At 70.2% G+C, this 19,970-nt stretch carries 15 protein-coding genes; 6 read left to right on the top strand and 9 right to left on the bottom strand.

Annotation, left to right across the window (positions count from 1 at the left end; all coding sequences use genetic code 11):
• Window positions 1-5 precede the first annotated feature (5 nt).
• The 3 genes from QQM72_RS17655 to QQM72_RS17645 all read left to right on the top strand — a co-directional run bounded on the left by QQM72_RS17655 (window position 6) and on the right by QQM72_RS17645 (window position 2,658).
• On the top strand, window positions 6-725 hold the full coding sequence (locus QQM72_RS17655; RefSeq protein WP_314221828.1) for a hypothetical protein: 720 nt from the start codon (window positions 6-8) through the stop codon (window positions 723-725).
• A gap of 133 nt (window positions 726-858) precedes the next feature.
• Complete coding sequence (locus QQM72_RS17650) at window positions 859-2,355, top strand: WhiB family transcriptional regulator (RefSeq protein WP_314221827.1); 1,497 nt, start codon at window positions 859-861, stop codon at window positions 2,353-2,355.
• A gap of 45 nt (window positions 2,356-2,400) precedes the next feature.
• Window positions 2,401-2,658: a hypothetical protein gene (locus tag QQM72_RS17645; RefSeq protein WP_020129155.1), complete on the top strand. Its 258-nt coding sequence runs from the start codon at window positions 2,401-2,403 to the stop codon at window positions 2,656-2,658.
• A gap of 25 nt (window positions 2,659-2,683) precedes the next feature.
• Here QQM72_RS17645 and QQM72_RS17640 read toward each other — a convergent pair whose 3' ends face one another.
• A complete protein-coding gene (locus QQM72_RS17640) occupies window positions 2,684-3,256 on the bottom strand; it encodes a hypothetical protein (RefSeq protein WP_314221826.1) in 573 nt (190 codons plus the stop codon).
• A 629-nt stretch (window positions 3,257-3,885) separates the two neighbouring features.
• On the opposite strand from QQM72_RS17640, the gene QQM72_RS17635 reads away from it, so the two are divergent.
• Window positions 3,886-6,819, top strand: a complete 2,934-nt coding sequence (locus QQM72_RS17635; RefSeq protein WP_314221825.1) for a hypothetical protein — start codon at window positions 3,886-3,888, stop codon at window positions 6,817-6,819.
• A 277-nt stretch (window positions 6,820-7,096) separates the two neighbouring features.
• Here QQM72_RS17635 and QQM72_RS40905 read toward each other — a convergent pair whose 3' ends face one another.
• From QQM72_RS40905 to QQM72_RS17625, 3 genes are all read right to left on the bottom strand, one after another.
• The gene (locus QQM72_RS40905) at window positions 7,097-7,369 is read right to left on the bottom strand and encodes a DUF6406 domain-containing protein (protein ID WP_399077590.1); all 273 of its coding nucleotides are present in this window, start codon (window positions 7,367-7,369) and stop codon (window positions 7,097-7,099) included.
• Window positions 7,353-7,478: a hypothetical protein gene (locus QQM72_RS17630; protein WP_314221824.1), complete on the bottom strand. Its 126-nt coding sequence runs from the start codon at window positions 7,476-7,478 to the stop codon at window positions 7,353-7,355. The genes QQM72_RS40905 and QQM72_RS17630 overlap by 17 nt, the downstream gene beginning before the upstream one ends.
• A gap of 394 nt (window positions 7,479-7,872) precedes the next feature.
• Complete coding sequence (locus tag QQM72_RS17625; RefSeq protein ID WP_314221823.1) at window positions 7,873-8,445, bottom strand: hypothetical protein; 573 nt, start codon at window positions 8,443-8,445, stop codon at window positions 7,873-7,875.
• A 62-nt stretch (window positions 8,446-8,507) separates the two neighbouring features.
• Between QQM72_RS17625 and QQM72_RS17620 the strand changes: the two genes are divergently transcribed.
• Window positions 8,508-11,582 (top strand): hypothetical protein, encoded by a 3,075-nt coding sequence (locus QQM72_RS17620; protein ID WP_314221822.1) that lies wholly within the window; start codon window positions 8,508-8,510, stop codon window positions 11,580-11,582.
• Between the two features lie 130 nt (window positions 11,583-11,712).
• Here QQM72_RS17620 and QQM72_RS17615 read toward each other — a convergent pair whose 3' ends face one another.
• The 5 genes from QQM72_RS17615 to QQM72_RS17595 form a co-directional block, all read right to left on the bottom strand.
• Window positions 11,713-12,168, bottom strand: a complete 456-nt coding sequence (locus QQM72_RS17615; RefSeq protein ID WP_314221914.1) for a heat shock protein transcriptional repressor HspR — start codon at window positions 12,166-12,168, stop codon at window positions 11,713-11,715.
• Window positions 12,169-12,173: 5 nt separating this feature from the next.
• Complete coding sequence (gene dnaJ, locus QQM72_RS17610; RefSeq protein ID WP_314221821.1) at window positions 12,174-13,349, bottom strand: molecular chaperone DnaJ; 1,176 nt, start codon at window positions 13,347-13,349, stop codon at window positions 12,174-12,176.
• Window positions 13,350-13,388: 39 nt separating this feature from the next.
• Window positions 13,389-14,045: a nucleotide exchange factor GrpE gene (gene grpE / locus QQM72_RS17605; protein WP_314221820.1), complete on the bottom strand. Its 657-nt coding sequence runs from the start codon at window positions 14,043-14,045 to the stop codon at window positions 13,389-13,391.
• Entirely contained in the window at window positions 14,042-15,880 is a 1,839-nt protein-coding gene (gene dnaK / locus QQM72_RS17600; RefSeq protein ID WP_314221819.1) for a molecular chaperone DnaK, read from the bottom strand. The genes grpE and dnaK overlap by 4 nt, the downstream gene beginning before the upstream one ends.
• Window positions 15,881-15,975: 95 nt before the next feature.
• Window positions 15,976-17,235 carry an MraY family glycosyltransferase gene (locus tag QQM72_RS17595; RefSeq protein ID WP_314221818.1) on the bottom strand — a complete coding sequence of 420 codons (1,260 nt, stop codon included), beginning with the start codon at window positions 17,233-17,235 and terminating at the stop codon, window positions 15,976-15,978.
• A gap of 321 nt (window positions 17,236-17,556) precedes the next feature.
• On the opposite strand from QQM72_RS17595, the gene QQM72_RS17590 reads away from it, so the two are divergent.
• The gene (locus QQM72_RS17590) at window positions 17,557-19,848 is read left to right on the top strand and encodes a (Fe-S)-binding protein (protein ID WP_314221817.1); all 2,292 of its coding nucleotides are present in this window, start codon (window positions 17,557-17,559) and stop codon (window positions 19,846-19,848) included.
• Window positions 19,849-19,970 lie beyond the last annotated feature (122 nt).

Below are 19,970 nucleotides of genomic sequence, written 5' to 3'. Positions count from 1 at the left end.
CGAAGATGAGCAAGAAGCCGAACTCGAGGTCGACACCGGCCTCGAAGCCGACGCCGGCCTCCAGGCCAAAGCCGGGGACAGCCCCGAAGCCGCGGCAGAGCACCCCCGCCGCGACCCGTCCCGCAGGCCCCCTGCCCCGCTTCCGCCGTCTCCTCCACCAGGACAAGAACGACCCCTGGGCGATCAAGCTCCTGCCCCGCATCGTCTTCGGCCTCGCGGCCGTCTACACCTTGTTCACCCTGGCCTCCCAGAGCGGCTCGTCCTTCGTCGCGGTCGGCACACTGATCGTCCTCGGCATCGTCGTCTGGCTGCTCCGCCGCCGCGTCCAGCTCCTGCTGGCCCTGGCCTCGACGACGATCGGCGCCGCACTCACCGGCTACTTCTCGGCCGCGGGCGACGCCGCTCGCTGGAACACGGGCGCGGAAGTCAGCGGACAGGCGGTGTTCGGCTACTGGGCGCTCGCCGGAATGGCGCTCCTCGGCGCCTGGATGGTGAAGGAACACCCGGGCCGACGGGGCGTCACCGTCGTCATCGCGGATGTGATCCTCGTCATCGCGTCCGTCGTCGGGATGTTCCTACCGGAAGCGGGCGTACCGCTCGGATTCCTCGGCGTGATCGGCGTACTGGCGATGCGCGGAAGCAGCGCGAAAGCGGTTGCGGGCCGGGTCCGCCAGGCCTTCGGCCGCCTGCGGAAGCGCAAAGCCAGTGCCCCGTCGGACAGTTGAGGCCCGTGTGAACGTTTCGTCTCGTCACTGTGCCAAGTCGGCACACGCTTTGCAGATGCGTTGCACGGGGTTGACGGAACGCTTTAGGCTCCCCCCCGATCACGTATCACCACGGGGGAAGACACACATGCCTATGGCCAGCCATACGGCGCTGCCCACGCGCCCCGCGCGCGGGGCGGTACGGGGAGCGGGGGCGGGGGCGGGGGTCCACACGCCCGACGCCGCTCTGCCCTGCCAGCGCCGACCGGACGTCTTCCAGCACCCGCTGCTGGAGGCGCCCACGGACATTCCGCACACCTCGCCCGAACAGCGCCACCAGCACCTCGTACTGCTCCGCACCGCCCGTGACCTCTGCGCCTCCTGCCCGCTCTGGGCGGAATGCCTCCAGGACGCCGTCGCCCACGCCGAGCCCTACGGTTACGCGGCCGCGACCACTCTCGACGACCGTCGCTGGATCCGCCGCGCCCTCGGCGTCGGCGACACGAACGGCGACCTGCCCACCCACACGGTGGACGGCCCCGGCGCGGGCCCCGGCTACAGCTCCGGCGAAACGTCCCGCCGGCTGCTGCGCCTGCGCTCCCGCAGCACCGACACGGCCGCCCGGCACGACGCCGAGCGCGGTCAGCCCACGCTGGAGCGAATCCTCGACGCGTTCGACGCACGCCAGGACCAACTGGCCAGGCCACGGCGCGAGTTGCCCGCAATCCCGAGGCAGTTGCACGAGCACACCACCGCACGGCAGCCGCACAGCAGCGGCCACCATCTCAGACCCACCCACCCGGAAAGCAGGAGCGAGGACATGGCAGCGGCCGAGTCCGGGCAGCGGATCGCCTTCTCGTACGAGGATCCCGCCCAGGCCGTACGACAGGCTCTGCTGGCCCCCCTGATCCGCTCCGCACTGCCCACGCTCACCGGCCTGGAACAGCTGGTCGCGATGCTGGCGAGCGTGCCCGGCGGCGAGATCGCGCCGGAGATGCCGGACACCATCCGCGCGGCGCGCAAGGCCGTGGAGGCACTGGCTCCGGAAGGGGGCCGAGGCTCCTGCGACTCCGCCGACGGCACCCCGGACACCACCGGCCCGCTCCGCGCCCTCACCGGCTCGGTCTCCGTCGAACTCGCCACCACCGACCCGGTGGCGGCCCTGCGCCGCGACTTCCTGGAACCCCTGCTGCGCGAACTGGCCTCTTCTCTCGCCAACATAGAGAAGGTGGCGACCATGCTGGCCGCGACCGAGGCCTCGGCAGACGGCGACGAGAACCACCTGGAGCCGATCCGCACCGCGCTGCAAGGCATCCGCGCGTGCCTCCCGCACCCGGCCCCGACCGGCAAGACCTCCGCCGGCACGGGCCAGGCCGCCGCCCTCGTGCCCTCCGGCGCCCCCAGCATCAGGGCGGCCGTGGAGACGGCCGTGTCGACCTTCCCCGGCCCCTTCTCCGCCCGTGACGTCCTGCGCGCCCTCCCGCCGGGCGTCTACGGCGACCCCTCGAAGACGATCAGCAACGTACTGTCCGCCCTCGTCAAGTCGGGCCGCCTTCAGCGCCTCGCCCGGGGCACGTACGCTCGCACCGTCGACGTCCCCATCGACACCGCCGTGGACGTCCCCGAGCAGGACGAGGCGAAGAGCGCCTGAGCCGGAACTGATCCGGAACCGAGCCGGAAGGAACCCCGACCCCCGATGACCGAACCGACGCCGCCACCCCCCGCCACGGCGGACGCCCAGGTGCACGTCTTCTCCCCCAACGCCGGCCTGATCGACGGCGTCCCGGTCACCGCCCCGCCCTACGGCGACATCCAGGACGTGGTCCTGGCGATCCTCCAGCAACGCGCCCAGCAACTCGGCGCCCCCACCCCGGCCACCATCACCGACAACCGCTACGGCGGCGCGATCCGCCTCCTGATCCACCCGGACGGCACGACGGAACAGCTGGGCTGAGCCGTCCGCACCGCCGAGCCGGCTCTCAGGCCCGGGGGCCGGTCCCCCCGGGCGGAGGGCTGACCTCATCGATGTCGGCGAGGATCTTCCGTGTGAGGTTGATGTCGATGTCGAGGATGTCGCGGTCGAACTTCGCCGGTTCCCGCTCGTAGTAGGCCCTGCCCGCCTCGGAGGTGAAGGCGGAGGCGGGAACCGCGTCCTGCCCCGGAGGAATGAACTTCGGAACCTCCTCGGAGGCGGCCAGCGCGTACGCCATCGCACCCCGGTACTTGTGGTGTTCGGATTCGGGAGAGTTCAGCATCTTCAGCCCTGCGCGCCGCGAGACGTCGTGCGCGACCTGAGCGAACTCACCGGGGTCGATGATCTCGGACGGCTCGGGGCCGCCGAAGGCCGGCGGAGGCGGCGGGATCTCGTCTGCCATCAGGAAGGCGAAGTTCCGGTTGCGGCCGCACTGGGTGCACGGTCCCTCGTACACGGCGACGATGTCGTCACCACGCTGCTCCAGGCGGTGCCGACGAGCGAAGTCGGAACTCCCGCACTCACACGGACGCAGGTCCATGTACAGGTGCGCTTCGAGTGAGGAACGGGCTCTCAACATGACATGACCCTAAGGCTGTTGTGCGAAGTGAACATGCATCGGGCCCCGGTCCGGGGGCCTGGCCCGACGCCAGGTGGCGTACGGCCGAGGCCTGGAGCACGTTCGAGTCGGCGACCCGCACCGTGCTCGGCGATCCCGTGTTCTCAGGCGGCTGGGACGATCCGGGGTTCCCTGAGCCTCCGCGCGAGCACCTCTGGCTCGTGCGGCGCGGGAACCGCCTGGAGGACATGGATCCCTGCCGAACGGCCGTGTGGCCGGCCGCCGGGCCAGAGGGCCGCGTCACGGTGCTCACCGTGAACCTCGGGCTCGCGTCTCTCCCGGGAGAGCCGCGAGGCGCACTGATCCAGGACGACTGCTGTCCGCCGGAAGGCTTGTGACCGAGCAACAACCGGCTGACGAAGCCGTCGATCACCTGGTGCAGGAGCACCAACTGTTCTCGCACGACGCCCTGTTCGCCCACATCGCGAAGTGCGCCCTCGCTCCCATCGACGTATCGTCGGGCCCCCGAACCACACTCGGTGAAGGACCCGTCGACCCGGATCCAGCGCCTGCTCCACCCTCTCCGAGCCCTCATCAGCTCACCGGCGGCCAACTGATCCGCCCTCAGGCCCTCGTGATGAACTCTGGGTGTGAGTGAATCCCAGGTCGCCGAGTTCGACGAAACGTTCGTAGCCCTGTTCCAGCACGCGCCGCCAGAGGCCGCCGCCAGGACCGCCGAGAAACTCGGGGCGGAAGCCCGGCTGTCCGTCCTGCGTCAGCAGCGGTTCGGGCCCCCGCAGGGACTGGGCGACTGGGTCGCCGCGCACGGCGGTGCCGATGAGGTACAGGCCCTGTACGACGGCTGGGGCCTGAGCGCCCGTCAGGCAGAGCTCGTCGTAGGACGTCGCGACCTTCTGGCCCACCTCGACAACGGCCTGGTCAAGGCACTCGGCGCCGGACGGACGGAGCTGGCGCCCCCCACGGTGGAACAGCAATGGCGGGCGAGGCCCGCCGGCCGCTTCCGGCTTCCCGGCACCTTCTCCGACGCACCCAGGCCGGAGGTGGAGGACCGCGTGCGGGCAAGGCTCCGCTCCGACGAGCGAGCCTGGGAGTGCGCGTTCGATCTGCTGGCGGGCGGCTTCCCCGGAGACCTCCCCACCCTGCTCCAGACCGCCCTGCGGTACCACTCCACCGTCGCCACACCCTGCAAGCACGTCGACCCGGGCCTCCACGTGAGCTGGCTGGCCCGCATCGCCCCGGGCGATCTGCCCGCGCGCCTCCTCACCCGCCTCGGCGCGTGGCCCCTCTCGGAGGCCGCTTCCGGAAGCGAGCGCGCTCGGCTCGCGCCCCTGATAGCGAACATGGACAACCGGGCCTTGTGGGACGGCGCGTGGGGAGGTCGTGGCAGCTCCTTCAACGAGGTGAAGTCCAAGGACGCGGACGTCGAACGTGCCTTCCTCCACCGCGACGACCCCCGGCTCAACGAGTGGCTGCTCACCGGCATCACCCGCCCGGAACTCCGGCCGGCCCCCGCCACCCGTCTGGCGCTGCTGGAGGGTCGTCCCTTCGGATCCGGCACCACATACCCGCTGCCGCGCACGGAAGCGGTACGGGCCCGGATCGCCTTCCCGCCGCCTACGCCCTGGGACACCGGCCTGCTGAGGCTGTGCTACGACTCCCGGGAGCCGGGGCTCGTCGCCCAAGCGCTGAGTGCCGCCTGGACGAGCGGCGAAGAGGTGCTGACCCCGTACCAGCAGCTGGTGGCCGGCATCCGCCTGTGGGATGCCGGCCAGGCCGACGTCCTGGCGACCCTCGTGCCCGAGGGCCCGGCGGGCATCCGGGAGGAGGGCACGCGCGAGGCATTCGCCCAGGCACTTCGCCTCCACTCCGCGGAGCCTCTCCACGCCGCCGCACGGGCCCACCGGGAGCGGCCTGACGAACACCTGGACGAGGCGCTGCGAACCTGGCGGCTACGACTGCCCTCCGCGCTGGGCGAGTCCGACCTGTACAGGCTGACGCAGAGCGAGGTCGCCGCCGTGAGCCGGTCCATCACGGAGGACCGCTGGTACGACGTCGACTGGGACCTGGTGCGCAGTCGTCTGGACGCGCCCGAGGCGAGCGGCCACCGCAAGGTCACACGCGAGCGGTACGGCATCCTGCTGGCCCGGGCCGACTGCCCGACCGACGTCGCCCGTACGTTGACCGACACGCACTTCACCCCGCTGGACCTGTCGCGGATCTACGCCGACCGGGACACCGCCATCGCCACCCTGTCCACCCGCTGCGTTCCCGCGTGGACCCTGCGGACCGGCGGCGCCCTTGCGCAGTCGGTGGTGCGCGCCGCCTCCCCGCAGCCCGGCTGGGACCCCGCCGTGACCGTCGAGGACGTGCTGCGCCACGCCCGCCCGGCACGAGGCGTCGTCCGGTACGCCGACCCCGCGGCCGTCGGCCGGGTCGTGACCGAGGCCCTCGAAGCGGCACGGTCGGCGCAAGACCTGGACGAGGCGGAGCTGTGGACTCAGTTGTACCGCACCGTCGCGCACTGCACGGTCCCCGTGCCCGAGCTTGTGCGACTGGCCGCGGCGCTGACAGGGGGCGAGGAGCGGGCCGACACGCTGCCGGCCGCCGAGTTCGTCGTCAGCCCCGAGTTCGACGACTGGGCCGGCAAGGTCCGCGGGCGTCTCGACGTGTTCCCCTCCCGCTGGGCCCGGGCGGTACGCCTGCTGGCCGGCGGCTTCGACGGTCCGCTGCCCGCGCTGCTCGAAGCCGCGCAGCGGCGGGAGGACGAGATCCCCAGGCCCAACGGCGCCCTCGCCGACCACTGCGCCCCGGCCCTCCTGCTCGGCCTCGCCCCCGGCCCCGTCATCGAGACCGTCGTGGCCCGTCTCGACCTGCCCCTGTGCACGCTGCTTGCGCGGACCACGTACAGCGGCGTCATCGTGCGGGCTCTGGTGCGGCGGGGTGACAGGCAACTGTGGGACACGCTCATCGACGAAACCAGGACGAACCGGCCGCCGGAGCGGCCGAGGAGCGATCGCTTCCTCGCATGGCGAAAGTTGCTGAAGGACACGCTCATCCCGGCGCTCCTCGCCCAGGACGACCCCCGGCTCAACGCCCGTCTGGTGCGCGAGCAATTCGCCTGGAGCACCGACGCTGAGCGCGTGCGGGCGATCCTCTCGGGTACGCCGTTCGGACCGGGCGACGCACCGGTGCCCGTGGCGGCCGAACTGCTCGCCGACTTCACCGGCTGGACCCCCGACTCCGGCCGGGAGCTGCCTGATTGGACCAGCAGCGAGCACTTCTGGGATCTCGCGGAGCCGGTGCTGGCCCTGCAGGCGCTGATGGCCGTGCGCCAGACCAACCACCAGGACGGACCGTATTCGCGACTGTCCCTGCGCCAGAGCCTGACCGCCGCGACGACGATCGCCGATGCGGGGCGCTTCGACCTCCTGCAGTACGTCATCGACCACTGGCACATCCGCTACCCGTGGCGCGACCACCTCGTCGAACGGGAACTGTTCGAGGAGGCGGTGAACCTGCGCTCCGCCGAGCCGCTCAGGACACGGCTGGCCAGACTGGGCTGACCCGAGCCTCTCGTCCATTCGACCCGAGCGAGAACGACCGTCCAGTCTCGCGTCGGGGAATCGAGGTTCTCGATCCGCTCCGACTTCCGTCCCTGGTCGCGGATCGGGAACACGTCACCGAGTTTCAGCGAATGGTCGGTCGCGACGCTTCGACAACGACGACGAGGCCCTCGCGCTCGCGAAGATGCCGGACGGAGAACCGGGCAAACCCCTTGTTCGCCTGCAAGTCACATCAGAGCGCAATCTCCTGCACCGTCCCCTTCTTCGCGCCGCGATTCTATTCGGCCCTCTTCAGGACAACGCACCAGTCCCTGTCGCCGGGATTCTCCACTCGATCGACCTTCCAAGCCCGCCCCCGAACCAGAAAGGATTCCCCTACTTCAAGGGTGTACCTCTGCTCACCATCAGCAGCAACTCCCAACCGCACCGTCAGCGGCACTTCGGGCCTGGCGTCGACGTGAATCACACCGAATTGAATCCCGTTCTCGAACGCAGGAATACCATGCACGATTCTCACTTCGGACACTTGACCATCACTCCAATGTGACATAGCGGTGGTTGATATATTTCTTGAATTCCGCGACCGTCAGCTCCTCGGGATCGTTCATGTCATGCGGATTCCTCAGGTAGAAGTAGCCTCGGTCGTCCACCTTGGTCACCTCGTAGGCATGTCCCGAAATGAGGTCCTTGGCCAGGGGGGCCTCACTCCTCTCCGTGGACACCGAACCCACGGCCAGGCTGCGGAGTTACTCCCCTGGTTCCTCGGGCTCTCCGACCGCATCCGATTCCCGGCGTGCCGAGATGTCGGTCCGCTGGGCCGGCACATCCGGAACCACTGGTCGTTCGGTCTCGCGGATTTCGCTCACTGTCCGTCCCCCGTCGTGGTCCCCGCGGTGTCCGGTCGTCGGATCGTGCGCTCGAAACACGACAGCGTCCGCCCGAACCGCTTTCGCCACTCCTCCGACGGATCCCCGCAGCAACCCGGTGGCGGCTGGACCCAGGGCCCGCCCCCGAGCTGGCCCGGCCGGCAGCCGTAAGGTCTCGGGTGACCGATCAGGCCCGGGGGCCGGTCCCCCCGGGCGGAGGGCTGACCTCGTCGATGTCGGCGAGGATCTGCCGCGTGAGGCGGAGCTCGATGTCGAGGATGTCGCGGCGGAACTTCCCCGGATCCTTTGCGTAGCGGGCCCTGCCCACTTCGGAGGTGAAGGCCGATGCGGGGACCGCGTCCTGGCCCGCGGGGATGAACTTCTGGACCTCCTCGACGGCGGCCACCGCGTACGCCACCGCGCCGCGCTGCCGGTGGTGCTCGGATTCGGGTGAGTTGAGCAACTTGAGTCCGGCACGGCCGGCGACATCGGCCGCGACCGCCGCGAACTCACCGGGGTCGATGATCTCGGACGGCTCGGGACCGCCGAAGGCCGGCGGGGGCGGCGGGATCTGCTCGGCCATCAGGAAGGTGAAGTTCCGGTTGCGGCCGCACTGCGCGCACGGTCCCTCGTACACGGCGACGATGTCGTCACCACGCTGCTCCAGGCGGTGCCGTCGGACGAAGTCGGAGCTCCCGCACTCGCACGGGTGCAGGTCCATGTACAGGTGCGCTTCCAGTGAGGAACGGGCTCTCAACATGGGATGATCCTAAAGTCTGTTGTGCGGTGTGCATATGTACAGAGCCTGGGGGAGGGCATCACGTGGACACATCGGCCGATCCGCAGATCGTCATGGGCACGCTCCGCACGGGCGGACCCGCGCAGCAGCAGGATCTCGTGTGGGCCGCGAGGCGGGACATGGGTGCGGTGGCGGCCGTCGTCCTGGGGGACAGCCTGGTCTCCCTCACTCCGGCTCAGACCGAGGACGGGCGTCAGTATTTCGTGCTGCGGGACAGTCAGGGGGAGTCCGCCCAGATCTGGGTGGACGCCATTCCGCTGACGACGGGAGCGATCGCCGACACGGCGACGAACACCGCCTCGCAGAACTACGTCATCCGGGTGTCCGACCGCCTTCCCACCGCGATGCTGGGACGAGTCCTCGCCCACGAACTCGGTGAGCTCGCCGCCGTGCGCGAACGCGCGGCCGACGGTTTGGTCCCCGTCCGGGAAGACCTGTTGCGGGAAGGGGCGGAGCTCCCCGCAGACCGTCAGCTGTCAGCCGCGGACAGGGGACGTATCGGGGAGCTCAACTGGCTCGCCGGACAGTGCAAGGACACCGCGCTCTCCTCACAGCAGCAGATGGAGGCGCGCGCGCAGTTCTCCGCACTGCTCGACCCGTACGGCATCCGACCCACCGTCGCTCTGAGCGACGAGGCGGCGTTCCGCACCCAGGAAAAGGCGGCACGCGTCCGATACCTGGTGTCGTACGCCTCTCTCTCAACAGATTCGGTGAGTCTCCTCGAGGATCTCGCCCACCCCATAGAAAACCTCTCCCCCGCCGACGCCACCGCCCTCCAGGCCTCCCGGGACGCCGCGCTGCGGGCCGAGCGGCAGGTCGAGGCGTTCATCGGGCGGCGTGACGTCACCATGCCCATGCCCGGCTACGACCAGAACGGGCTGCCGCTTCCCCGCGACGAGCTGGAGCCGGCCGCCGAGCGGTGGGCCGAGTACCGCGCCCAGGTCAGCGAGCGCACCGTACAAACGCTGGAGGGGCAGCTCGCCGAAGGGCAACTCCCGCTGCGCAAGGTCGTGATCGGCGGCGGGGCGAGTCTCACCGGGCGGGATCCGGAGGCGCTGCTGGTGGACGGGGCGGGCCGCTGGCACCTGGACCCCGGTGCCGGGATCGTGCAGTCGGCGGACCAGGACCGCGACCTCGTGCAGTGGATGGGCGTCGACCCGTACTCGGCGGTCGAGGATCCCCGGCACCGCATCTCCATCCACGCCGTGCGGGTCTGGGAGGACCAGCTCGCCACCCAGGGCGACGTGGTGAACGGCCACGCCCGGCTGCGACTGGGGCAGAACGGCGAACTCCTCGCCGAAGTACGCACCTTGGGCGAGGACGGCGCGGAGAGTGCGACCCCCCTCTGGGTGGCCTGCGACGGCACGCCCAGCATCGCCACCGGCCTCACGCCGGAACTCGTACCGGGAATGCCGCGCGGCGAATTCGCCGTGGAGAGCCGCGGCGAAGCCGTACGGCTGATCGGCGATCGTCTGCGAGAGCTGGAGGGGCAGGGGTTTCCCGGCGCGGGCGAGATGGGCGCCTGGCTGACCCAGGCGGAGCGGGGCGGCGCGGACACCGGTACCGTGCTCGGCGCCCTGAACTCCTATGCGGAACTGAAGGACGCCCTCTCGGCCGGCCTGGGCACCGCGGACGAGACGCGCATGGGCAACTGCTTCACCGCTCTCGACTCGACGCGGAAGTGGGAGGCGGCGCGGAAGGCCGCGGAGGGGCGGGCGCTGCTGGGCGACGAGGTCGCCGAGAGCCGTTTCGATCCGCACGCCGCCCAGGAGTGGATCGTCGTGGGCTCCGGCGGCACGGCCGTCGCCAACGCGGAGATCATCCTGATCCAGAATCCCGACGCCCAGGTCACGATCATCGGCTCGAGGCCGCCGCCGGCGCTGCAGCACCAGGTCCAGTTCCCGGCGATGGAGGCGAAGTACGGACACGGCGAGGGCGGCGAGAGGCGTCTGAGCTTCGTCGAGGCACGCGTCGGGGCCATCGAGACCTACCAGGACGAGAAGGGCGAGACCCGCTTCCAAGTCCCCTACGTCGAAAAGGGAACCAAGGAACAGAGAGTGGCCCGGAGCGACGGATACGTCACCAGTCTCGGCCGCACCAACCCCCTTCCGCCCGCCCTCCAGGTCCTCGCCGACGAGGTGCGCGACCGGGGCGGGGAGATCTCCGGGGACCTGCTGTTCGACAAGGACGACCAGTACATCGGCTACGGGCTCACCTTCGCCGTGGACGGCAGGGAACACCGCGTCGACGTGGACGGCGCGGCCTCCTGGCAACTGCCACGCGAGATCTTCGCCCCGGAGACGGGAATCCAGGGCCGGTTGAACGGGATGGGCGTCCGCGGTCTGCCCTCCGAGACCGGCAACGCGGCTCCCGGCTTCTCGCCCATCGCCCGCCAGAGCGCCCTGCGCGCACGCGCCGTCGCGGCGGCAGCGGCGGGCGACCCCGAAGCCGTACGACGGCTGTCGACGATCCCGGAACGCTGGCGGCGCCCGGACCTGGGCCAGGACCAGGATCACGGCCAGGACCAGGACCAGGACACGAGCAAGGACACAGAGAAGGGCACGGACACCGGCACGGAGGCAAAACCACCGGCTACGGGCACGGAGGCAAAACCACCGGCTACGGGGACGGAGGCAAAACCACCGGCTGCGGGCACGGAGGCAAAACCACCGGCTGCGGGCACGGGCAGCGCCACCCCGCACCAGGAGAAGGCCAAGCCCGCACCGGCACGGGAACAGCAACAGGAAGAAGACCGGGTGCGAGAGCCGGACCCGGAGCCCGTCCCCACCCCCGACTCGGCCACAGCCCCGGGCACGGCCCCGACGACAACCCCGTCCCCGACCACGACGACAGGCCCAGCTCCGGCACCGGGACCTGCCTCTCCATCGACCCCGGCCCCGTCCCCCGCCCCGACGGCACCCGCGGCACCCGCACCGGCCCCGGCCCCGTCCCCCGCCCCGGACATCCCCGGCTCCCACCTGTGGCAGATGGGCGTGCCCCGGGGCGGCGGCAACCGGCCCCCCGCTCCCGTCCGGAAGCCGGAGCAGCAGCCGCCGGGTCACGAGCGGCCGGAGCCGGGCGTCGACATGGGCGAGTGACGGCCGTGGAGAACGAGGCAGGGGCCCGGAGACGAATCTCCGGGCCCCTGCCTCGTACGCGTATGCCTCGGTCCTGCGGTCCTCAGGTCCCGCGGTCCTCAGGTCCTGCGGTCCTGAGGTCCTGAGGGTCTCAGTCGGACGACGGCTGTGACCGCTTGGGCCGCCAGACCACCAACGCGCTGGTCTGCTGCACCTCCTGGTACGGCACCAGGTCCCGCCGGTAGGAGGCGTGCACCGCCGCCTCCCGCTGCTGCATCGCCGTGGCCGCGCCGTCCAGCGCGGCTTCCAGCTCCGCGGCCCTGGCCTGGAGCGCGGCCACCTGGTTCTCCAGCTCGATGATCCGCTTGATGCCTGCCAGGTTGATGCCCTCGTCCTGGGACAGGGCCTGCACCGTGCGCAGCAGCTCGATGTCGCGGGCCGAGTAGCGACGCCCCCGGCCGGCGGTGCGGTCGGGGGAGACGAGACCCAGGCGGTCGTACTGGCGTAGCGTCTGCGGATGCAGGCCCGAGAGCTGGGCCGCCACCGAGATGACGTAGACCGGGGTCTCCTGGGTCAGTTCATACGGGTTACGCCGACGGCCGTCCATCACTCTCATGCTCCCTTCGCGGCCTCGAACAGCTCCGCCCGCGGGTCCTCGCCCGCGGTCGCCTCGTGATACGCCTCCAGCGCCTCACGAGCCTTCCCCGACAAGTCCTTCGGAACACTCACCTCGACGGTGACCAACAGGTCGCCGCGGGTGCCGTCCTTGCGGACCGCGCCCTTGCCCCGCGCCCGCATGGTGCGGCCGTTGGGCGTGCCGGGCGGAAGCTTCAAGGTCAGGGACGGCCCGCCGAGCGTCGGCACCTTGATCTCGCCACCGAGTGCCGCCTCGGTGAACGTCACCGGCACGGTCACCGTCAGGTTGTCCTCCTTGCGGCCGAACACCGGGTGGGCGCCGACATGGACGACGACGTACAGGTCGCCCGCCGGGCCGCCACGCTCGCCCGGGGCGCCCTTGCCGCGCAGCCGGATGCGCTGACCGTCCGTCACCCCGGCGGGGATGCGGACCTGCATGGTCCTGGACGACTTCGCGCGGCCGCTGCCCTTGCAGTCCAGGCAGGGATGCTCGGCGATCAGGCCGCGCCCCTTGCAGTCCGGGCAGGGGTCGGTCAGGGAGAAGCCGCCTCCCGAGCCCCGCGCCACCTGGCCCGTGCCCACACAGGTGGGGCACACGCGCGGGGTGCCGTTCTTGTCGCCCGTCCCCGAACAGGCCTTGCAGGGGGCCTGCGAGGACATGCGCAGCGGGACCGTCGCGCCCTCGATCGCCTCCGTGAAGGTCAGGGTGACCTCGGTGTCGATGTCCTGGCCGCGCCGGGGCTGGGTGCGGGTCGTGCCGGGGCCGCCGCGGTTGAAGAGGCCGCCGAACACGTCCCCGATGCCGCCGCCGAAGCCGCCCTGGGCACCGCCGCCCTGGGCGCCGCCTCCGAAGAGGTCGCCCAGGTCGAAGTTGAAGGAGCCGCCCGCGCCCGGCCCGGGGCGGAAGCCGCCGTTGCCGAAGAGGGCGCGGGCGTCGTCGTACTCCTTGCGCTTCTTGGGGTCACCGAGGATGTCGTTCGCCTCGGAGATCTCCTTGAAGCGCTCCTCCGCCTTGGCGTTGCCCTTGTTGGCGTCCGGGTGGAACTCGCGGGCGAGCTTCCGGTACGCCTTCTTGATCTCGGCCTCGGTGGCGTCCTTGGGGACGCCGAGGACCTTGTAGAAGTCCTTCTCGACGAAGTCTTTGGTGCTCATCCTCGACGTCCCTCCTCTCCATCACTCATCCGGTCGAGCTCAGCCCTCGTCCGGGCCACCGCTCTCCTTGTCGTCGGCCGCCTCGGCCTCGTCGGCCTTCGCCGCCGCCGCGCCGGGCTGCGGTTCGGCCACGGCCACCCGCGCGGGGCGGATGGTGCGCTCGCCGATGCGATACCCGGGCTGAAGGATCGCCACGCACGTCGTCTCGGTGACGTCGGGCGCGTAGCTGTGCATCAGGGCCTCGTGGATCGTCGGGTCGAAGGGCTCGCCCTCCTTGCCGAACTGCTGGAGGCCCATCTTGGCCGCGACGGTCTCCAGCGATTCGCCCACCGACTTGAAGCCGCCGACGAACTCGCCGTGCTCGCGCGCGCGGCCGATGTCGTCGAGGACGGGCAGGAGCTCGGTCAGGAGGTTCGCGACGGCGATCTCCTTGACCGCGATCCGGTCGCGCTCGACCCGGCGGCGGTAGTTCTGGTACTCGGCCTGGAGGCGCTGGAGGTCCGCGGTGCGCTCTCCCAGAGCGGTGCGCACCTGGTCCAGCTGGGCCACCAGACCGGCTGTCTGGTTCGTGTCCCCGGCCGGGGCCGCCCCCGCCGCCGAAGCGGAGGAGGAAGCGGCCTTCGGCTCGGCGTCTTCAGGGGTGGCGCCGGAGGGGACGTCGGGCTTCTCCTCGAAGCCCGGGGTCTCCTCCGTCACGCGGCACCGTCCTTGCGCTCGTCGTCCACGATCTCGGCGTCCACGACGTCGTCGTCCGCCTTCGGGGCGTCGGCCTGGGGAGCGTCGGCGCCCTGGCCGGCCTGGGCGTCGGCGTACATGGCCTGGCCGACCTTCTGCGAGACCGCGGCGACCTTCTCGGTGGCCGTGCGGATCTCGGCGGTGTCCTCGCCCTTGAGCGCGGCCTTCAGCTCCTCGACGGCGGCCTCGACCTCGGTCTTGACCTCGCCCGGGACCTTGTCCTCGTTGTCCTTGAGGAACTTCTCCGTCTGGTAGACGAGCTGCTCGCCCTGGTTGCGGGACTCGGCGGCCTCGCGACGACGGTGGTCCTCGTCCGCGTACTGCTCGGCCTCCTGGCGCATGCGGTCGACCTCGTCCTTCGGCAGCGAGGAGCCGCCGGTGACGGTCATCTTCTGCTCCTTGCCGGTGCCGAGGTCCTTGGCCGTGACGTGCATGATGCCGTTGGCGTCGATGTCGAAGGCGACCTCGATCTGCGGGACGCCACGCGGCGCCGGCGGCAGACCGGTCAGCTCGAACATGCCGAGCTTCTTGTTGTAGGCCGCGATCTCGCGCTCGCCCTGGTAGACCTGGATCTGCACCGACGGCTGGTTGTCCTCGGCCGTCGTGAAGATCTCCGAACGCTTCGTCGGGATCGTCGTGTTGCGCTCGATCAGCTTGGTCATGATGCCGCCCTTGGTCTCGATACCGAGGGACAGCGGGGTGACGTCGAGGAGCAGGACGTCCTTGACCTCACCCTTGAGGACACCGGCCTGGAGCGCGGCGCCGATGGCGACGACCTCGTCCGGGTTCACGCCCTTGTTGGCGTCCTGACCGCCGGTCAGCTCCCTGACGAGCTCGGCGACGGCGGGCATCCGGGTCGAACCACCGACGAGAACGACGTGGTCGATCTCGGAGAGGTTGATGCCGGCGTCCTTGATGACGTTGTGGAACGGCGTCTTGCAGCGCTCCAGAAGGTCGGCCGTCAGCTGCTGGAACTGGGCGCGCGTGAGCTTCTCGTCCAGGTGCAGCGGGCCCTCGGCGGACGCCGTGATGTAGGGCAGGTTGATCGAGGTCTCGGTGGACGAGGACAGCTCGATCTTCGCCTTCTCGGCGGCCTCGCGCAGACGCTGCAGCGCCATCTTGTCCTTGGCGAGGTCCACGCCGTGGCCGGCCTTGAACTGCTGCACCAGGTAGTCGACGACACGCTGGTCCCAGTCGTCACCACCGAGGTGGTTGTCGCCGTTGGTGGCCTTCACCTCGACGACGCCGTCACCGATCTCCAGGAGGGACACGTCGAACGTGCCGCCACCGAGGTCGAAGACGAGGATCGTCTGGTCGTCCTTGTCGAGGCCGTACGCGAGCGCGGCCGCGGTGGGCTCGTTGACGATACGAAGGACGTTGAGACCGGCGATCTCACCGGCTTCCTTCGTCGCCTGACGCTCGGAGTCGTTGAAGTACGCCGGGACGGTGATGACCGCGTCGGCCACCTTCTCGCCCAGGTAGGCCTCCGCGTCGCGCTTGAGCTTCTGCAGGATGAACGCGCTCATCTGCTGCGGGTTGAAGTTCTTCCCGTCGAGCTCGATCGTCCAGTCCGTGCCCATGTGGCGCTTCACGGAGCGGATGGTCCGGTCCACGTTCGTGACTGCCTGGCGCTTTGCCACCTCGCCGACGAGCACTTCACCGTTCTTGGCGAAGGCGACGACGGACGGCGTGGTCCTGGCACCCTCGGCGTTGGTGATGACGGTGGGCTCGCCGCCCTCCAGAACGCTGACGACGGAGTTGGTTGTGCCCAGGTCGATGCCGACCGCACGTGCCATGGTGATCTTCCTCCAGCTGACTTGAGTGGAACGGACTCAAGTGTGCACGAGGCTCACCTCTCGGTCAACAGACCTGAGTCGTACCCACTCAACTCTTATCCGTTCCTTACACGCAAGGACGCGTTGACCTGCGGCGATACGGATCGACCGGTTCGCCGTACACCGGACTGCGGGTGGTGCGCCTGGTCCTCGGATTGACGCCGGGGCGCGTACACCGACGCCGAACCCGACCCGGGACGCCGCTCGGGGCGGGGCACGGAACGGCCCGCGAGCCGCGCCTCCCGAAGAGCACCACCGACACCACGACCGGCACCGCCCGCCCCCCGGGCGACACCCACGCCACGCGGCCGCCGGGCCCGCCGGTCGCGTCGGCCACGCGCGCGTGGGGGCCCGTACACCGTGACCCGCAGCATCCCGAGCACGACGACGAGTGCCCCGCCGGCCACCCACAACACCGCCCGCGCGTCGACCCATCCGGCGTGCACCAGCACCCCGACGAGCACCGCGGCGAAGGTCGCCACCGCGACCAGGACGGTCACGCCCTGCGCGGTGAGCCCCAACCGCCGCAGCCGGTGGGCGAGATGGTCGGACGCGCCGCGCAGCAACGGCCGTCGGGCCAGCCGCCGGGACAGCACGACCAGGACGACGTCGGCCACGGCGACCGCGGTGAGTGCGACCAGCACCCCGGCGCCGGCGACCGGATCGTGCCCCGCGCGGGCGATCACGGCGGCCGCGGCGAGCAGGAACCCCGCGAAGAGCGATCCGCACGCCCCGAGGGCGACACGCGCGGGAGGCCAGTTGTGCATCAGGAACCCGGTCAGCGCGGCGGCGAACACGCTCAGCAGTACCGCCAGCCCGTCCATGACCTCGACGGCGGCACAGGCGGCCACGCCGAACGCGGTGACGACCCCGACGGTTCCGGCCACCCCGTCGGCGTGGTCAAGCGACCGGAAGGCGAGGGCGACGAAGGTGATCCAGCCGACACCGGCGACTCCGGCCACCACCCCGGTGTCGCCGTACGGCACCACGAAGGCGGCCGCGACCGCCGTGCCGACCACCAGGAACCGCGCGTTGAGCCGCCACACGTCCGCGACCAGCCCGAGCGCGGCGACGGCGCCTCCCGCGGCGAGCAGCACCTCGATGCCGTCACCGAGCGGGGCGATACCCGTCCAGTCCCCGACGACCGCGACGAGACAGGTGGCGAGCACCACGGCGGCACCCCCGAACAGAGGAACCCGCCGCTGCCGCTGCCGCCGGTCGAGCAACCCCAGGCGCAGAGCGGGTACGCGCAGCAGCGCGGCGAGGACGGCGGCGAGGAACAGGGCGGTGATGGCGGCGACGATCCCGTAGAGCACGGATATAAATTAGTCACATATGTACCAATTTGGTACGAATAACACGGCCGATTCGTCACCGGATCCCAGTCCGATCCCCAGTCGGACCCCCAGCCGGACCCCCAGCCGGACCCCCGGTCGGACCCCTGCCGGATGCCGGCCGAACCTCAACCGGAACCCAACACTCCACCCACCCGAACGCGACCGGATCCTGAGGCAACCCTCAGCGACTGAGATCACTCCGCACCCCGCTACAGTGCGACGGAGAATACGGGGTAGTCTCAAACGGACTGCATAAGTTACCGCTTAGTAATTTCCCTCGCAGGCCCGAGGAGCCCCCAAATGCAACTCGCCGCGATCATCGTGTCGCTGCTTCTGACCGTGGTCGGCGTCGCCCTGATCGCACGTGCCATCGGCCAGTTCGTCCGGTACTTCAAGCTGGGCCAGCCGCTCCCCGCCGGAACCCGGACCGACAACCCCTACGCGCGCAGTGTGACGCTGGCACGGGAGTTTCTCGGCCACACGCGGATGAACCGCTGGGGCATCGTGGGCTTCGCCCACTGGTTCGTGGCGATCGGCTTCCTGACGCTGCCGCCGACCCTCGCACAGGCCTTCGGCCAGCTCTTCGAGGCCGACTGGGTGCTGCCGGTCATCGGCGACTTCCTGCCGTTCGAGCTCTACATCGAGTTCATCGGCGTGATGACGATCCTGGGCATCGTCGTCCTCATGGCGATCCGCCTGCTGAACCTGCCGTCCCGCGCGGGCCGCAAGTCCCGCTTCGCCGGCTCCAAGTCCGGCCAGGCCTACTTCGTCGAGTACGTCATCCTCACCATCGGCCTCGCCATCTACGTGCTGCGCGGCCTGGAGGGTGCACTGCACCACGTGGAGCACTACGAGGCCGGCTACTTCGCCTCGTACCCGCTCGTCCTGGCCTTCAAGGGACTGAGCGTCACCACGCTCCAGAACCTGGTCTACCTCGTCGCGATGATCAAGATCGGGACGTCGTTCATCTGGATGATCGTGGTCTCGCTCAACACCAACATGGGTGTGGCGTGGCACCGTTTCCTGGCGTTCCCGAACATCTGGTTCAAGCGCGACGCCGACGGCGCCACCGCGCTGGGCGCCCTGCTGCCGATGACGTCGGGCGGCGAGCCGATCGATTTCACCGATCCCGGTGACGACGACGTGTTCGGTGTCTCGCAGGTCGAGCAGTTCTCCTGGAAGGGCCTGCTGGACTTCTCCACCTGCACCGAGTGCGGCCGCTGCCAGTCCCAGTGCCCCGCCTGGAACACCGGCAAGCCGCTGTCCCCCAAGCTGCTGATCATGTCGCTGCGCGACCACGCGCACGCCAAGGCCCCCTACCTCCTGGCCGGCGGCGGCAAGAGCATGGAGGGCGAGGAGAAGGCCTCCGCCGAGCAGCTCGCCGGGGTGCCCGCCGCCGCGCTCGCCGAGGCCGAACGCCCCCTGATCGGCACCGCCGAGGAGAACGGCGTGATCGACCCGGACGTGCTGTGGTCGTGCACCACCTGCGGCGCCTGCGTCGAGCAGTGCCCCGTCGACATCGAGCACGTCGACCACATCGTCGACATGCGCCGCTACCAGGTCATGATCGAGTCCGCGTTCCCGTCCGAGGCGGGCACCATGCTCAAGAACCTGGAGAAGAAGGGCAACCCCTGGGGCCTGGCGAAGAAGCAGCGCCTGGAATGGCTCAAGGAGGTCGACTTCGACATCCCCGTCGTCGGCCGCGACATCGAGGACCTCACCGAGGTCGAGTACCTGTACTGGGTCGGCTGCGCCGGCGCCCTCGAGGACCGCGCGAAGAAGACCACCAAGGCCTTCGCCGAACTCCTGCACATCGCCGGCGTCACGTTCGCCATCATGGGCGGCGACGAGAAGTGCACCGGTGACTCCGCCCGCCGCCTCGGCAACGAGCCCCTCTTCCAGGAGCTCGGCATGGACAACGTCATGGCGCTCAACACCGCCTTCGGCGAGGAACTCGACGACGACGGCAAGGTCACCGAGGAATCGCGCAAGCCGAAGTCGGCGAAGAAGATCGTCGCGACCTGCCCGCACTGCCTCAACACCATCGGCAACGAATACCCGCAGCTCGGCGGCGACTACGAGGTCATCCACCACACCCAGCTGCTCCAGCACCTCATCGACGAGGGCAAACTGATCCCCGTCACCCCGGTCGAGGGCCTCATCACCTACCACGACCCCTGCTACCTGGGCCGGCACAACAAGATCTACACGCCCCCGCGCGAGATCATCGCCAGCGTGCCGGGCCTGCGCAACGAGGAGATGCACCGCCACAAGGAACGCGGCTTCTGCTGCGGCGCCGGCGGCGCACGCATGTGGATGGAGGAGCGAATCGGCAAACGCATCAACAACGAGCGCGTCGACGAAGCCCTCTCCCTCAACCCCGACATCGTCTCCACCGCCTGCCCGTTCTGCCTCGTCATGCTCACCGACTCCGTCAACGGCAAGAAGAACGAAGGCAAGGCCAAGGACACCGTCCAGGTCGTCGACGTCTCCCAGCTGCTCCTGGAATCGGTCAAGACCACGGTCGACGACGAGCCCCCCGCGGGCGAGGCGCAGACCGAGAACGAGCCGGAGCCCCAGCCGGTGGAGTAGCCGAACGGCTGCACCCCAGCTGCACCTCAGCTGTACCGACGCCCCCGTGTCCACCGTGGACACGGGGGCGCCGCCGTTCACGCTTCGACTCCCCCTCAGCCCCCTACGACCCTCCCCTGAAG

Source organism: Streptomyces zaehneri, from assembly GCF_032248645.1.
GTDB lineage: Bacteria > Actinomycetota > Actinomycetes > Streptomycetales > Streptomycetaceae > Streptomyces > Streptomyces coriariae.
The sequence above is the reverse complement of the archived record's forward strand: the minus strand, read 5'-3'. Positions and strand labels throughout refer to the sequence as shown.

Coding starts and splice junctions, on each gene's coding strand:
- dnaJ (WP_314221821.1), bottom strand. CDS start 13,349: ATGAGCACCAAAGACTTCGTCGAGAAGGACTTCTACAAGGTCCTCGGC.
- QQM72_RS17615 (WP_314221914.1), bottom strand. CDS start 12,168: ATGGACGGCCGTCGGCGTAACCCGTATGAACTGACCCAGGAGACCCCG.
- QQM72_RS17655 (WP_314221828.1), top strand. CDS start 6: ATGAGCAAGAAGCCGAACTCGAGGTCGACACCGGCCTCGAAGCCGACG.
- QQM72_RS17640 (WP_314221826.1), bottom strand. CDS start 3,256: ATGTTGAGAGCCCGTTCCTCACTCGAAGCGCACCTGTACATGGACCTG.
- QQM72_RS17625 (WP_314221823.1), bottom strand. CDS start 8,445: ATGTTGAGAGCCCGTTCCTCACTGGAAGCGCACCTGTACATGGACCTG.
- dnaK (WP_314221819.1), bottom strand. CDS start 15,880: ATGGCACGTGCGGTCGGCATCGACCTGGGCACAACCAACTCCGTCGTC.
- QQM72_RS17650 (WP_314221827.1), top strand. CDS start 859: ATGGCCAGCCATACGGCGCTGCCCACGCGCCCCGCGCGCGGGGCGGTA.
- QQM72_RS40905 (WP_399077590.1), bottom strand. CDS start 7,369: ATGTCACATTGGAGTGATGGTCAAGTGTCCGAAGTGAGAATCGTGCAT.
- QQM72_RS17645 (WP_020129155.1), top strand. CDS start 2,401: ATGACCGAACCGACGCCGCCACCCCCCGCCACGGCGGACGCCCAGGTG.
- QQM72_RS17590 (WP_314221817.1), top strand. CDS start 17,557: ATGCAACTCGCCGCGATCATCGTGTCGCTGCTTCTGACCGTGGTCGGC.